The organism is Dokdonella sp., from assembly GCF_041395345.1.
Lineage (GTDB): Bacteria > Pseudomonadota > Gammaproteobacteria > Xanthomonadales > Rhodanobacteraceae > Dokdonella.
In genome coordinates this window covers 219,930-233,616 of sequence record NZ_JAWLAR010000002.1, presented here as the reverse complement: position 1 = coordinate 233,616, position 13,687 = coordinate 219,930, and the positions used below count along the sequence as shown (strand labels likewise).

The 13,687-nt window shown below is 62.9% G+C and carries 12 protein-coding genes and 1 riboswitch; of the genes, 5 read left to right on the top strand and 7 right to left on the bottom strand.

Annotated features, from left to right (window positions below; translation table 11 throughout):
• The first annotated feature begins 9 nt into the window (after positions 1-9).
• Entirely contained in the window at positions 10-846 is an 837-nt protein-coding gene (gene rsmI / locus R3F00_RS03070; RefSeq protein WP_371280236.1) for a 16S rRNA (cytidine(1402)-2'-O)-methyltransferase, read from the top strand.
• Positions 847-940: 94 nt separating this feature from the next.
• On the opposite strand, the gene R3F00_RS03065 is transcribed toward rsmI, so the two are convergent.
• The 5 genes from R3F00_RS03065 to R3F00_RS03045 form a co-directional block, all read right to left on the bottom strand.
• On the bottom strand, positions 941-3,754 hold the full coding sequence (locus R3F00_RS03065; RefSeq protein ID WP_371280235.1) for a lamin tail domain-containing protein: 2,814 nt from the start codon (positions 3,752-3,754) through the stop codon (positions 941-943).
• 122 nt (positions 3,755-3,876) lie between these two features.
• Positions 3,877-4,944: a 23S rRNA (cytidine(2498)-2'-O)-methyltransferase RlmM gene (gene rlmM, locus R3F00_RS03060; RefSeq protein ID WP_371280234.1), complete on the bottom strand. Its 1,068-nt coding sequence runs from the start codon at positions 4,942-4,944 to the stop codon at positions 3,877-3,879.
• 37 nt (positions 4,945-4,981) lie between these two features.
• Positions 4,982-5,545, bottom strand: a complete 564-nt coding sequence (locus R3F00_RS03055) for a nucleoside deaminase (RefSeq protein ID WP_371280233.1) — start codon at positions 5,543-5,545, stop codon at positions 4,982-4,984.
• Positions 5,542-7,269, bottom strand: coding sequence for a glutamine--tRNA ligase/YqeY domain fusion protein (locus R3F00_RS03050; protein WP_371280232.1), 1,728 nt, complete (start codon positions 7,267-7,269; stop codon positions 5,542-5,544). The genes R3F00_RS03055 and R3F00_RS03050 overlap by 4 nt, the downstream gene beginning before the upstream one ends.
• 406 nt (positions 7,270-7,675) lie before the next feature.
• Entirely contained in the window at positions 7,676-7,987 is a 312-nt protein-coding gene (locus R3F00_RS03045) for a DUF3253 domain-containing protein (RefSeq protein WP_371280230.1), read from the bottom strand.
• Between the two features lie 303 nt (positions 7,988-8,290).
• Between R3F00_RS03045 and R3F00_RS03040 the strand changes: the two genes are divergently transcribed.
• From R3F00_RS03040 to metB, 4 genes are all read left to right on the top strand, one after another.
• Positions 8,291-8,563 carry a DUF2007 domain-containing protein gene (locus tag R3F00_RS03040; RefSeq protein WP_371280229.1) on the top strand — a complete coding sequence of 91 codons (273 nt, stop codon included), beginning with the start codon at positions 8,291-8,293 and terminating at the stop codon, positions 8,561-8,563.
• Between the two features lie 93 nt (positions 8,564-8,656).
• Positions 8,657-9,175: an adenine phosphoribosyltransferase gene (locus R3F00_RS03035; protein ID WP_371280227.1), complete on the top strand. Its 519-nt coding sequence runs from the start codon at positions 8,657-8,659 to the stop codon at positions 9,173-9,175.
• A 59-nt stretch (positions 9,176-9,234) separates the two neighbouring features.
• Positions 9,235-9,338, top strand: a riboswitch (SAM riboswitch).
• Between the two features lie 54 nt (positions 9,339-9,392).
• Positions 9,393-10,382 (top strand): alpha/beta fold hydrolase, encoded by a 990-nt coding sequence (locus tag R3F00_RS03030; protein WP_371280226.1) that lies wholly within the window; start codon positions 9,393-9,395, stop codon positions 10,380-10,382.
• Positions 10,379-11,566: a cystathionine gamma-synthase gene (metB, locus tag R3F00_RS03025; protein WP_371280225.1), complete on the top strand. Its 1,188-nt coding sequence runs from the start codon at positions 10,379-10,381 to the stop codon at positions 11,564-11,566. Before R3F00_RS03030 ends, metB begins: the two co-directional genes overlap by 4 nt.
• Before the next feature lie 111 nt (positions 11,567-11,677).
• Here the strand turns inward: metB and R3F00_RS03020 are convergent, their stop codons facing one another.
• Positions 11,678-12,259, bottom strand: coding sequence for a DUF3501 family protein (locus tag R3F00_RS03020; protein ID WP_371280224.1), 582 nt, complete (start codon positions 12,257-12,259; stop codon positions 11,678-11,680).
• A gap of 2 nt (positions 12,260-12,261) precedes the next feature.
• Positions 12,262-13,608 (bottom strand): heterodisulfide reductase-related iron-sulfur binding cluster, encoded by a 1,347-nt coding sequence (locus tag R3F00_RS03015; protein WP_371280223.1) that lies wholly within the window; start codon positions 13,606-13,608, stop codon positions 12,262-12,264.
• Between the last annotated feature and the right edge of the window lie 79 nt (positions 13,609-13,687).

Sequence of the window (13,687 nt, the reverse complement as noted above, 5' to 3'; positions counted from 1 at the left end):
GGAAAAATCATGAATACGGTGCAGGGAAAGCTTTGGGTCGTCGCGACACCGATCGGCAACCTCGATGATCTGTCCGGGCGCGCCGAAAGCATCCTGTGCAGGGTGAGCCTGATCGCGGCAGAAGATACCCGCCACACCGGCGCGCTTCTGGCGCGCATCGGCAGCCGCGCCCCAACCATCGCGTTGCACGAACACAATGAGCGTGAGCAGGTTTATCGGATCATCGAGGCCGTGCAGGGAGGCGCCGAGGTGGCGCTGGTCTCGGATGCAGGGACGCCGTTGATCAGTGACCCGGGCTTTCGCCTCGTGCGTGCCGCCCGCGAAGCCCGCGTGCCGGTATCGCCGGTACCCGGGCCCTGTGCGGCCATTGCCGCGCTCTCGGTGGCCGGACTCCCGAGCGACCGATTTGTTTTCGAGGGCTTTCTGGTGGCCAAGGCCTCGGCGCGGCGCGAGCGCTTGCAGCAGCTCGTGGCCGAAACACGGACCCTGATCTTCCATGAATCAAGCCATCGCATTGTCGAGATGCTCAAGGACGCACAGTCGATCCTCGGTGACGAGCGCCAGGTAGTGGTAGCGAGGGAGCTGACCAAGGTTTTTGAAACGGTACTGTCGGGATCGCTGCCCGAGGTCATCGAGCAGATCGAAGCCGACTCCAACCAGCAGCGCGGCGAATTTGTCGTCATGTTGGCGGGTGCCAGCGGGGAACAGGCTGACGCGACCCTGGTTGAAGGTCGGCGCGTGTTCGCCTTGCTCAGTGAAGAGATGGCGCCTGCACGCGCGGCGCGCATGGCCGCGGCAATTACCGGTGCTCCGCGCAAGCTGCTCTACGGCAAGCCGGCGGACTGACGGCAAATCCTTTTCCTTCCCGAACCGGGGGAGGGTCACGCCTGCCCCTCTCCCGCGGGGGGAGAGGGGCTTTGCTTGTTGAAGCAACGCTCGGCTAGTCGCCGCCAAAACTGTCGGCGAAAATCCGGTCGGTCGCCAGACGCACGACAAAGCCATCGTGATCCGATACTCCGATCGCGGTCGTGCTGTTGCGCTCGTCCTGGTCGGCGGCATCGAGGTCGGCACGACCGTATTCGAAGCCCGCGAACCAGGCTCTGGCCGGCCCGTTGAGCAGGGCGTGATCGAGCACCTGCATGATGGGCACATCGCGGCCGCGATCGAACGAACTCGCCTGGGTGTAGCCGAAAATTTCGCCGAACTGCTCGGTGAACAGGAACGAGTATTGCTCGTTGGCCGGCAGCGAGGTCACCGCATTCCAGAGTGGCGGATCGACGATGTTCGGGCCGGCCAGGTCGATCACGTTGGCGGCATTGTCATAGGTGCCCTGGAGCAGGCCGGTCATGTTCACGAAGCCATCGCTGAATTGATAGTCGTTGAAGTCGCCAATGACCAGCAGCGGGCGGTCTGGCTGGGCGACCTGTTCCTGCTGCACGCGTGCCGCCATCGAGCTGGCCTGGGTGAAGCGCTTGAGTCGATTGCGGTCGACGTCGGCTTGGGTGCAGTTGGCGCCCGATGGCGCATCCACGCAGCTGCGCGATTTCGGATGCACGATGATGGTGGCGAAGGCCTGGCCCGAGAACGTCGCCTCGAGCTTGAGGGCCGGGCGATCGTGCAGCTCATGCATTAGTCCGTCACGCGGATCCAGCCACATCTCGTTCTTGTCGAACTGGGTAACGACGGCATTGCCGACGCGGTCATTGCGCACGAGGTAGCCGACATCAATGCCACCGCCGTCGTTGCCTTCCTCGAGGAACGGCGCATAGGTCACGCCCGTATCGAGAGCGATGCGATCGGCCAGCATCTGCAACACGGCGAGATTCTCGACTTCGACGACGCCGAGCACATCCGGCAATTCAAGAACATTGCCGACATAGTCGGAAAGGCGCGACACCTTGAGGGCGAGGGCCGCTTCGTCCGGCTCGCCGCCGTTGCCGCAGGTGAAGGTGGTGTTGGCCAGGGTGTCGCACAGCCGATACATGTTGAAGCTGCCGATGCGCAGCTCCTCGCCGAGCTGGCCTGCCCTGACCGGTCGGGGAATGGTGTTGGCTTCGGTGACCGTGAATGCGGTGGGCCAGACTTCATAGTCACCGAAGTTGTAGGCCACGACACCCGTTGCGCTGAATCGGCTGCCGCCCGTGATCGCCGTGTTCGGCGGCACTGCGCCGAGCGCATCGGCGTCGAGCTCGAAGATGTGCGGATTGCCGCTGAACATTTCCGCGTCCGGATTGTCCACGCCGGGAACCAGCGGATAGAGCAGGCCCGGCGATCGCAACGAACGCGTATCGGAGGCGGATACGAAGATCTGGGCGTAGTTGTCGCTGCTGAAATACGGATTGGCGCGCGCCACGATGCCATTGTCGATCTGCACGCGCATGCCTTCGAAACACTCGAAGTTGCTCGAGCCACAACTCAACGCGATCGGGTCCGGCGAAGGCGTGCTCGCGTCGAACTGAATGGGCGTGGGCAGATCATTCAGGGTCGACACGATGACCAGATCGCTGATATTGCTCAGCTCGGTGGTGCCGAAGAATTCGGACACGTCGCCGACCAGGTCGACCTCGTCGCCGACCTGCACGGTGGGGGCTGATCCGGTGAAGACGTAGATGCCTTCAGACGTCATCGGATCCGCATCGGCGCTGGCGTCCCTGCTTTGCATGAAGAAGCCCTGTGCGGCGACTGCGGTGACGATGTTGCCGTTGCTCGCGACGCGCTGGCCGGCCACGGGCGAAGTGTCCGTGAACCCCTGGATGCCGTGGATGGCAAAAGTACCGATGTCGTCGTCCTGGATGGTGCCGGTTGCGCTCAGGCTGGCCGGAATCGCGCCGTTGACATTGCTCAGCGCAAGGGTGAACGCGCGGTTCGGCTCGCTTGTCGAATTCGCGATCACGTTGACCGTGATCTGCACAGACTCCTCGCCTTCCACGATCGTTTCGCTGCCGCTTGCGGTCTGATAGTCCACGCCGGCGATAGCGGTATCGTCGGCGCTAGCGAAGTCGAAGGTGATACCGCCGCTCGGTGCAGCTTCGCTCAACTGGACGGTGAAAACGAATGGAGTCAGGCCGATATCGCCTTCGTCCAGGGACAGGTTCGCGACACTGATGGCCGGGATGCCTTGGCCGCCGCATGGGGCGGCCGTGGTTGCCGCGTTGCGCGGGGCGGGTGTGGCCGCGCTGAAGTCCGCGCTGTTCTGGTTGGTATCCGTGCAACCTGCGCCAGCGCGAAAGGCGGCCAACGTATTGTTCAGAGTGGGGGCTGCAGCCGAGCCTTCATAGAAGTTGGCCGTGCCAAATCCAACCAGATCGACAATCTGGGCGAGTTGTCCGGCGCTACACGCCGTGGACCCGCCATTGCACGCGATGCCAGTCGCGACATTGGCGAGGATGACCTTGCCCGAACTGCCGCTCATGTTGATCGACCCGGTGGCATCCGGTGTCGGCAAGGCATTGCCCACCGCGCCGCCGCTGCTGAGACCCACCAGAAAGTAGCCGCCTGGGGGAATAGTCCCCGACAAGGTCGTCAGGTTGGAGGCGAAATTGCCGGTGCCGGTTGCGCTGCTGTACTGGATCGACCAGTTGGCCAGGCTCTGCGCGCTGTTGCCTCGATTGAAGAGTTCGACGAAATCATTGGTATAGGTCGCGCCTGAATTGCCGCCACCGCCATACACCTGGCTGATGACGACCTGGGCGCTGGCAGGGTTTGCCAATGAAAGCAGCAGGCCTGCGAGCAGAAATCCTCTGGGCTGGAACATGAACACTCCACGGTTTGGTCAAACGAAAAAGGATAGCCGTGGAATTTGACACTGTCATTGCGCAGCGAGTATTGATTGTTTCGAAAGAATCGGGTAGCCGATGCCGACTGATCAAGTGAAACTCAGGCCGTTCTGGCGAAAACCGTAATTTCCTCGCGGTCGTGATAAAGCTGCCGGGCTCGCCATTCGATGCGCTTGCCGTTGGTGGCAACGGCTTCCTCGATCATGTTCCGGCAAAGCTGGACTTCGTCAAATCGCTTCTTCATCGGCAATTTCAGATTGAAGACGGTCTGACGACACCAGCCGCCAGCCAGCCATTCGGCCATGCGGGCGGCCACTTTTCGCGGCTGTTCGACCATGTCGCAGACCATCCAGTCAACGGCCTCGGCCGGGCGATAGCGGAAGCCGTCCTCGCGCAGATGCGTGACCAGCCCGGAATCGATGAGCTTCTGGTCCATCGGGCCGTTGTCCACCGCGGTGACGCTCATCGAACGGCGCACCAGTTGCCAGGTCCAGCCTCCCGGTGCCGCGCCCAGGTCGACTGCGGTCATGCCGGGCTTGAGCCAGCGCTCGCGTTCGTCCGCGTCAAGCAGGGTCAGCAGGGCTTCTTCGAGCTTGAGCGTGGATCGGCTCGGCGCGGCCGCCGGAAAACGCAGGCGTGGAATGCCGCCGGGCCAGCGACACGTCCTGTCCGATTCCGCTTCGGCAATGAAGGCGTTCTGCGCATCGGTCAGGCAGACATGCAACCGGCAGGTCGACTTCGGATCGATCAGGGATTCGCGCTTCATCGCCGCAACCAGTGCGTTGCCGAGCGATCGGCAGAGACCGGCCAGCTCGCGCGCGGCATCGCTGTCGGGTGACTCGATCCATGCGTCGAGGTAGCCATGGCCCATGGTCCGGATCGCCGGCATCAGCACGCCGAGGCGATCTTCTCTCGGCAATTCTGCGACTCTTGCGCGGACTCGCAGCAACTGGCGCGCAAAGGTCAGGTCCTGCCATCGGACCGAATCGGCGAACCGGTTTGCCGCGGATGCGTCCGGCAGCACGAATTCGACGAAGCCACTGTCGCGCTGGCTGCGCACGAATCCCCCGGTCGCGAGCCTGGCATCGTGGCTTGCCAGTTCCTGCGCGCATTCGCCTTCAAATCCCGGGCGACAGTAGGCGAGCATGCCGTGGGCTGGCTGTGTCATGCCTTCGATGCTCCGAAAGTTGCTTTGACCGGCGTCTTCAATAGCTTGCGCCGGCCCTGTTCCGATACAGCTCGAAAACCTCCCGGGCCTGGTCGCGAAGCACATCGCGTCGAACCTCGATGCCGCGCTTGCCGAGCTCGCCCTCCCAGTCGGCGGGCAGGGGACCTTCGTCGAAGTCGCTGAGCTCCATCACATCCTCGGCGCGCGCTCCGATCACGAGCGCGTCGATGCCGGCCCAGAAACTGGCCCCGTAACACATCGAGCAGGGCTGGGCGCTGGTTGCAAGAAGGTAGCGGCTGCCATCCTCATTCAGCCGATAGCGGCCCAGGCGCGCTTGAGCGCTCATGAACGCCATCATCTCCGCATGGGCCACCGAACAGTTCTGCGGCACCACGCGATTGACCCCGACGGCAATCAGATCGCCATCCGCGCCGAATATCGCCGCACCGAACGGACCGCCGCTATCGAGCTCGACGTTGCGTCTGGCCAGGCCAATCGCCAGCCCCATTCGCGACGCGTCATCGATGTAGCGGCGGGAAAAGTCGATCTCATCGTCGATCCAGTCGGGCAGGACCAGTTCGAGGCGATTGTGATTGCTCACCGGGATGCCTTGGCCCAGGTGTCGCGCAAGGTCACGACGCGATTGAAGACCGGGCGACTGCTGGCGTGGTCGCGGCGGTCGGCAACGAAATAGCCGAGGCGCTCGAGCTGGAATACCGACTCCGGGGCCACATTGGACAGGGAATGTTCAAGCCAGGCGCGGATGACGCGGCGCGATTCCGGATTGAGGTGGTCGCGGTAGGTCTTGCCATCGGTGTCATCGTCGGGGTCGGCGACATCGAACAGGCGATCGTACAGGCGCACTTCGGCAGCGACGGCCGTGCGTGCATCCACCCAGTGGATCGTGCCCTTCACCTTGCGATCCGCACCGTTGCAGCCCGGGCGCGTATCCGGATCGAGTGAGCAACGCAGCTCGATCACCTCGCCGGCGCCATCCTTGATGACTTCATCGCAGCGGATGATGCCGGCCCCGCGCAGGCGTACCTCGCCACCCGGAACCAGGCGATGGAAGCCCTTGACCGGTTCCTCGAGGAAATCGTCGCGCTCGATCCACAATTCGGGAGAAAACTGCACGCTGCGCCGACCGAAGTCTTCGTTCTTCGGATGATTCGGGAAGTCCAGTGTCTCGGTGTGGTCTGCGGCGAGATTGGTCAGGGTCAGTCTGAGCGGATTGACCACGCCCATGCGCCGCGCGGCGGTGCCATCGAGCACTTCGCGAACGCAGCCTTCGAGCACGCCGTATTCGATGGTCGAGTTCTGCTTGCTGATGCCGGCGCGGTCCCAGAACATGCGGATTGCGGAGGCCGGAAAACCGCGGCGACGCGCTCCGGTCAGGGTCGGCATGCGCGGATCGTCCCAGCCATCGACGAGACCGTCCTGGACCAGGGCCAGCAGCTTGCGCTTGCTCATGACCGTGAAGTCGAGATTACCGCGGGCGAACTCGATCTGTTGGGGTCGGCTTGGCGCGTAGTTCAATCCGGCCGCGACGACCGATTCCGCGAGCTGCGGATGCGAGGGCAGGTCGATCTGGTCCAGGCACCAGTCGTACAGCGGCCGGTGATCCTCGAACTCCAGCGTGCACAGCGAGTGGGTGATGCCCTCGATCGCATCAGACAGACAGTGCGCATAGTCGTACATCGGATAGATCGGCCAGACGTCCCCGGTGTTCTGGTGCGTGGCCTTGCGGATGCGATAGATCGCCGGGTCGCGCATGTTGATGTTGCCCGACGCCATGTCGATCTTCGCGCGCAGGGTTCTCGCTCCATCGGCGAATTCGCCCGCACGCATGCGCTGGAACAGATCCAGATTCTCGGCCGTGCTCCGATCCCGATACGGCGAATTGCGGCCGGGCTCGGTCAGGGTGCCGCGATAGGCGCGCACTTCATCGGCATTGAGGTCGCAGACGTAGGCCTTGCCATCCTCGATCAGCTTCAAGGCGCAGCGGTAGAAGACCTCGAAGTAGTCCGAAGCGTGGCGCTGCTCGGCCCATTCGAAGCCCAGCCACTGGACGTCCTGCCGAATCGCTTCGACAAATTCGACGTCCTCGCGCGACGGATTCGTGTCATCAAATCGCAGGTTGCAGACGCCATCGAAATCGCGGGCGATGCCGAAATTCAGGCAGATGCTCTTGGCGTGGCCGAGGTGCAGGTAGCCGTTCGGCTCGGGCGGAAACCGGGTATGCACCTTGCCGCCATGCTTTTCGGCATTGCGGTCGGCAAGCACGATCTGGCGGATGAAGTTGGTCGGTGCTGTGGATTCAGTCATGCGGATGCAGCCGCCCTTGGCGGTCAATGGTCAATCCGCAAGTTTAAGGCAACGCTGATCGAGTGGCACAACCTTCATGGTGTGCAGAAGGTTCGCCAGTCGTGCTGCGTGGCGAAGTGAAGGCTGGTGGCCTTGACGAGCCGCGCGGTGCGACTGGCGGACCTTCTGCACACCACCCTTTCCATTGAAAACCAACCAGTTGGGCGACACCTGTCTGCGCGCAGCTCCTTGTTGCGCTGACTTGAAGGACGTCCAGTCTATCTGCGTCAGCGCGCCGCGAACTGCACGCAGACAGGTGTCGTGACGATTGTGCCACTTGATCAGCGTTGCCTTAACCGGTTGGCGAAGCCCTGAACCGTGCTTACGGGCGAATCGCAAGCCTGGGTGGATGGTGAGGCCGGGTTTCCTAGCCTTGCTGGGCGCTGCGCTGACCCGGCATCGCACGCAGGCGGAGCCTGACCGGACCGCGTGCCGCCCTGATATCGACGACTTCCTCGTGCTGGATGGCCTCTATGACGCCCGCATCGGTCAGGGCCGCGGCAATCGTGCGGACCGGACGCATCAGGTCGTGCCAGTGAAAGCCGATCCGGACCGCAAGAGTCTGTGCGGCTTCGCTGACACAAATCGTGCGTCCCGGGCCGCGTTCGATCAGCAGCTCGAGCATGCACTCGCGAATGCGCTCGGCGAAGGCGTCTTCGGAAAAGGTCTTGCTGATCAAATTCGGAAAGCCCCACGCAGCATCAAAAGGACACGTCCATCGGCACTTATTCGCAGACCTTCCCTGTCTGCGCCGGTTGGTTAGCCCCCTGAGCTGCTCCGCTTGCACACGGATGTGTTGCGGACAGGCCAGCACGGATCATAACCCCAGATTGGGGCTTGTGTTCAATCCGACACCGTTTTTGTCACTTTTTAACCGTTCTGCGAGCAGACGGCCGGGGGCCTGGAAGCGAACAGCCCGGCGGCATGTCGTCACGGTTGCCGTTCAATGGTTAAGATGAGCGCAACAGGACGGATACCCGGCATGCAGATCATCTATCGAGCCGCCAGCATCATCGACGCGAATCTGGTCAAGTCCGCGCTGGACAGTATCGGCATCATGGCCTTTGTCAGCGGCGAGTATCTCACCGGGGGGATGGGCGAGCTGCCCGTTTCAGGCCTGGTCAACGTCATGGTCGCCAATGTCGATATCGAGCGTGCATTGCCGATCGTTCAGGAAATCGATGCGGCACTGAAAGCCGAGGTGGATCCCGCAGATGAAGGATTCTTCGGAGTGCCTTCCGCCTTTACCGCCTGATCGGGATCCGCGTCGCCCGAGCGGGCAGTGTGTCGCCCGGCCTGCCTGCCGAGTCGCGGCATCGGCTGCCGGCGCCCCGGATGGAGGATGTCGATGAAGTTGGGTCGATTCGTTCGCGAAGTCGATGATTTTCCGAAACCCGGCATCGGGTTCAAGGACCTGACTCCGCTGCTTGCCAATGCCCGCGCGTTTGCCGCCTCCATCGACGAACTGGTGCGGCCCTTCCGCAACGAGCGCATCGCCCTGGTCTGCGGCATCGAGGCGCGTGGCTTCATTTTCGGTGCGGCCGCCGCTGCCGCGCTCGGCTGCGGATTTGTTCCGCTGCGCAAGCCAGGCAAGTTGCCGGCAGAAAAAATCGGTATCGACTACGCGCTCGAGTACGGCAGCGATCGTCTGGAAATGCATGCGGACGCCATCGAAGCAGGCAAGCGCGTGCTTCTCGTGGATGACGTGCTCGCAACCGGCGGAACGCTTGCGGCAGCAGCAGAGCTGCTCAAGCAGGCACAGGCCAGCGTGATCGGTGCCGCCGTAGTGGTCGAGTTGCTGGCCCTTGCAGGTCGCCGTCGCTGGGACAGCCAACTGCCGCTTCATTCCGTCATTGCATATGATTGATTTTCATATAGACGTCTAAACGTCTTGACGCCTTATCAGTTCATCGATACAGTTCCCGTCGTTCATCGAGATCGGCGGAGGGACTGGCCCTTTGATGCCGAGGCAACCACAGCGACAGCGCTGACGGTGCCAACTCCAGCGGGAACTTCCCGGGAGATGAGCTGCGTTCCGTACTGCGGAGCGTTGCCGCTCCCTGTACGCAACGGCAGAGGGTGTCATGGCGGCAATCCAGATCAGCGAACTGCATCGCGAGGGCGATTGTCCCTTGCCCCGGCGTGGCATCTTGCGCCTGCACGGTTTCAAACTGTCCTGCGGACTCAGGCTGGAGGGTGGGGTTCTCGCCTGGCAGTCCTGGGGGCCACAAGACGCTCCCGCCGTGATCGTCCTCGGTGGCATATCCGCGGGCCGCGATGTGAGCGACTGGTGGGCTGCACAGTGCGGGCCGGGGCAGGCGCTGGATCCGCGCTACCTGCGCCTCGTTTCGGTTGACTGGATCGGCGGCTCGGATGCGTCGTCCGGCCCGCACAACGAGGAAGATTTCGTGCCGGTGGACAGCCTCGACCAGGCCAACGCAATCCTGCTGCTTCTCAACCATCTCGGCCTGGCCCAGGTCGACGCGGTCATCGGCTCCTCGTACGGTGGCTGCGTCGGCCAACACCTGGCCAGTCTGCTGGGCCGGCGACTGGCCCGCCTGGTCGTGATCGGTGCCGCCCATCGTGCCAGCCCGTGGGCCCTGGCCCTGCGTACCCTGCAGCGCGCGGGCATCGAGTCTGCTCGCACCGCCGAGGATCGTCGAGGTGCGCTGGCCCGCGCGCGCCAACTGGCGGTACTCGGGTATCGGACACCTGCGGAACTGGAAAGCCGGTTCGGCGAAACCGATCCGTCCAGCGGGATACTGGGTTGGCTCGCGGCGCACGGCGAGCGCTTCGTGCATCGCTTCAGCCCGGCCAGTTTCCTGTGCCTGTCGCGCTCACTGGATCACCACCAGTGCGAGCCCGAAACGATACACGCGACCACGACCGTGGTCGCGATTTTCGAGGACCTGCTGGTTCCCGTTTCCCTGGCGAGGGACTTTGTTCGTCGCATCGGCGGCCCTGCAACACTGGTGCCCCTCTCCTCGCCCTATGGCCATGACGCGTTCATCAAGGAAGAAGGCGCGATTGCCGATGTCATCAGGACAGGCCTCACTTCGGAGTTGCAGACATGAGACCTTCAAACCTGGCCACCAAGGCGGTTCGCGCCGGCGTCGATCGTGATCCTGCACATGGTGCGGTCATGCCACCACTGGTGCTGTCGAGCAATTTCAGTTTCGCCAGGTTCGGCGAGAAGCGGCAGTACGACTATTCGCGCTCCGGCAATCCGACCCGTGACACCCTGGCGACGGCCCTGGCCGACCTGGAAGGCGGAATCGGAGGCGTCATCACGGCGACCGGCATGGCTGCGGTGACCCTCGTGGCAGCCCAGCTTGAACCGGGTGACCTGTTGATCGCTCCGCATGACTGCTACGGTGGAACCTGGCGTCTGTTCAATGCGCAGTCCAGTCGGGGCCTCTATCGGGTTGCCTTCGTCGACTTTCATGATCCCCTTGCACTGGCTGCCGCCCTGGCCGAAAAGCCCCGGATGGTCTGGATCGAGACACCCTCGAATCCGCTGCTGAGAATCACCGACATTCGTCACGTGGTCGAGGCGGCCCACGCCGCAGGTGCGCTGACCGCAGTCGACAACACGTTCTTGTCGCCGATCCTGCAGCGGCCTTTCGCATTCGGCGCCGACATCGTCGTGCATTCGACGACGAAATACATCAACGGCCATTCGGACGTCGTCGGTGGAGCGGTGTTGTGGCGCGATCCGGAAGTCGGTGAAAGGCTGGCCTGGTGGTGCAATTGCCTCGGTATCTCCGGCGCCCCGTTCGACAGTTACCTGACCTTGCGTGGCCTGCGGACGCTGAAGGCGCGTTTCGCCGTGCATGAAGCGAATGCGGGCGCGCTGGCCGACTTCCTTGATCAGCATCCGGCGGTGCGCGTGGTTCACTATCCGGGACTGCGTTCGCATCCAGGGCATGCGCTGGCGAAGCGCCAGCAAGCCGGATTTGGCGCCATGCTGAGTTTCGAGCTTGAGGGAGGCGAAGCCGCAGCCCGGCTGTTCGTCGAAGGCCTGCAGTGCTTCACCCTGGCGGAATCCCTGGGTGGCGTGGAGAGTCTGGTCTGTCATCCGGCCGGCATGACGCATGCCGCAATGGCGCCCGAGGCACGCCGCCGCGCCGGCATCGCCGATGGTCTGCTTCGAATCTCGGTGGGCATCGAAGATGAAGGCGATCTGCTGGCGGATGTCAGCGAGGCACTGGATCGCGTATTGGCGGCGAGACAGACGCGCGCAACGTCGGTCGCCTGAGCTCTACGGGAAAATCTGATTTACCCGGACAGTTCGTTCGTGGATCCAGACGGGGGGAGGCCCCGACGTGAAAACCTGGCAAGTCATTGAGCGAAGTTGATCAGGCCTTCGTCAATCAAAATCGGCAAGCAGCGCAGCGCGCGTATCTCCCGTGATCTCCGTTGACAGCGCACAATGCGGATGTGTGCTTGCAATGCTCATGGCGGCGCCCGAGCGGGCACTGGCAATCATCGGTTCGGTAAATTCGAAACGCAGGAAATGGACCGCGGAGGTCTTGGTATCGTTGCTGCGTTCCATGTCTTCGTCGGCGATCGCGCTGATGGTCGGGTGTCCGTCCACGCTGGCGGTGATGTGATCCTCGATGCGCAGCAGCTTTTCAAGCTCTGTCTTTCGCATTTCGACATCGTCGTATTCGATAAGCATGGTGGCTTTGAGGTTTCGGCCGTCGGGAATCAGCGGGTTGTAGGAATCGAGCTCCTCCTGGATTCCGGCTGCCTCGAAAATGCGCTCGATGCGCAGCATTTCCTGGATCTGGTACTGGATGGTGAGCCGATCTTCGAAGAGCAGGCTGACATGTGCGCCCAGGGCCACCTTGCGGTTGCGTTTGTGCGCAAGCACACGAGCCTTGAACGCCGCGCGCTCGACGGCGTAGTTCTCGAGACTGAACAGGTCGTTGCGGGTCAATTTCTGCATGATCAGATTCCATAGGCCCGGCGCAGCAGCGCCAGCGGACTTTCCGCGGCGGGCTTGTCGCCCGTGCCGTGAGCGATGTGCGAGGCAGCCATCGGGCAATCGCTCGCGAAGTGCGCGGGCTCGGCCTGCCTGACGCGGTTCTCCACGGGCTTGGCAATCTTGCGTGATATGGCATAGGTCGCCTTCTTGACGCCGTAGGTGCCGTCATGGCCCGAGCATCGCTCGATCATTTCGATCTCCGCACCGGGAACCAGCTTGAGCACGTCGCGCGTCTTTGGCCCGATGTTCTGCACGCGCTGATGACAGGGCGCGTGGTAGGCGATCTTGCCAAGCTGATTCGGGAACTCGAGCTTGAGCATGCCGGCCTGGTGGCGCTGCCAGAGGTATTCGAACGGGTCGAACAGATGCGCCTTGACCAGTTGCACGTCCTCGTCATCCGGAAACATCAGGGGCAATTCCTGGCGAAACATCAGCACGCAGGATGGGATCGCGGCGGTGATATCCCAGCCATCGCGGACCGCAGCGGCCAACACCGGAATATTCTTTTCCTTGTAGCGCGCGACCGATTCGAGATCGCCCAGTTCGAGCTTCGGCATGCCGCAACAGACCTCGCGCTCGACCAGCTTGACTGCGACCCCGTTGTGGCGCAGCACGGCGGCAAGATCCTCGACCGCTTGCGGATAGGAGACATTGCAATAGCAGGTGGCAAACAGGGCCACTTTTCCGCGCGTGCGTCCGGCCGGCCTGATCTCGCTTGCCGCGCCGTCGAAACCACGCATGCGCTTGCGCGCCGTGTCGGAGTGATATTCGGGTACGCGGGCCTGCCGGTCGACGCCCAGCGCCTTTTCCAGCAGGGCGCGGGTGGGCCTGGCCTTGTTGGCCGCGTTGACCATATTGACGACCAGCGGGATGGACGCAAGCTTGCCTACCGCTGTCGTGCTCGAAAGCACCTTCGAGGCAAGCGTCGTCTCGCCGTCTCGATACCTGACTGCCTTCGCGCGCAGCATCAGGTGCGGGAAATCGACGTTCCATTCATGCGGCGGCACGTACGGGCATTTGGTCTGGTAGCAGAGGTCGCACAGATAACACTGGTCGACAACCTTGGCGTAGTCGGACTTGGCCACGCCGTCCACTTCCATGGTCGAGGACTCGTCGACCAGGTCGAACAGGGTCGGGAATGCGTGACAAAGACTGACACAGCGCCGGCATCCGTGACAGATGTCGAACACGCGTTCGAGTTCCTTGTCGAGCGCAGCCTGGTCGTAGAATTCGGGATTTTTCCAGTCCAGCGGATGACGCGTTGGCGCCTCGAGGCTGCCTTCGCGGGGGCCGGATGATTCATCAGCCATGGGATTCCCTGCCTTGTGGGTCGCTGCACGAATGCCAGCCGGGTCCTGCCCGGTTGGCATCTTCGATCGTGCGCATTCC

What these genes read in the sequence shown, in the direction of transcription:
- rsmI (WP_371280236.1), top strand. Translation starts at nt 10, where the DNA reads ATGAATACGGTGCAGGGAAAGCTTTGGGTCGTCGCGACACCGATCGGC.
- R3F00_RS03065 (WP_371280235.1), bottom strand. Translation starts at nt 3,754, where the DNA reads ATGTTCCAGCCCAGAGGATTTCTGCTCGCAGGCCTGCTGCTTTCATTG.
- rlmM (WP_371280234.1), bottom strand. Translation starts at nt 4,944, where the DNA reads ATGACACAGCCAGCCCACGGCATGCTCGCCTACTGTCGCCCGGGATTT.
- R3F00_RS03050 (WP_371280232.1), bottom strand. Translation starts at nt 7,269, where the DNA reads ATGACTGAATCCACAGCACCGACCAACTTCATCCGCCAGATCGTGCTT.
- R3F00_RS03040 (WP_371280229.1), top strand. Translation starts at nt 8,291, where the DNA reads ATGCAGATCATCTATCGAGCCGCCAGCATCATCGACGCGAATCTGGTC.
- R3F00_RS03035 (WP_371280227.1), top strand. Translation starts at nt 8,657, where the DNA reads ATGAAGTTGGGTCGATTCGTTCGCGAAGTCGATGATTTTCCGAAACCC.
- R3F00_RS03030 (WP_371280226.1), top strand. Translation starts at nt 9,393, where the DNA reads ATGGCGGCAATCCAGATCAGCGAACTGCATCGCGAGGGCGATTGTCCC.
- metB (WP_371280225.1), top strand. Translation starts at nt 10,379, where the DNA reads ATGAGACCTTCAAACCTGGCCACCAAGGCGGTTCGCGCCGGCGTCGAT.
- R3F00_RS03020 (WP_371280224.1), bottom strand. Translation starts at nt 12,259, where the DNA reads ATGCAGAAATTGACCCGCAACGACCTGTTCAGTCTCGAGAACTACGCC.
- R3F00_RS03015 (WP_371280223.1), bottom strand. Translation starts at nt 13,608, where the DNA reads ATGGCTGATGAATCATCCGGCCCCCGCGAAGGCAGCCTCGAGGCGCCA.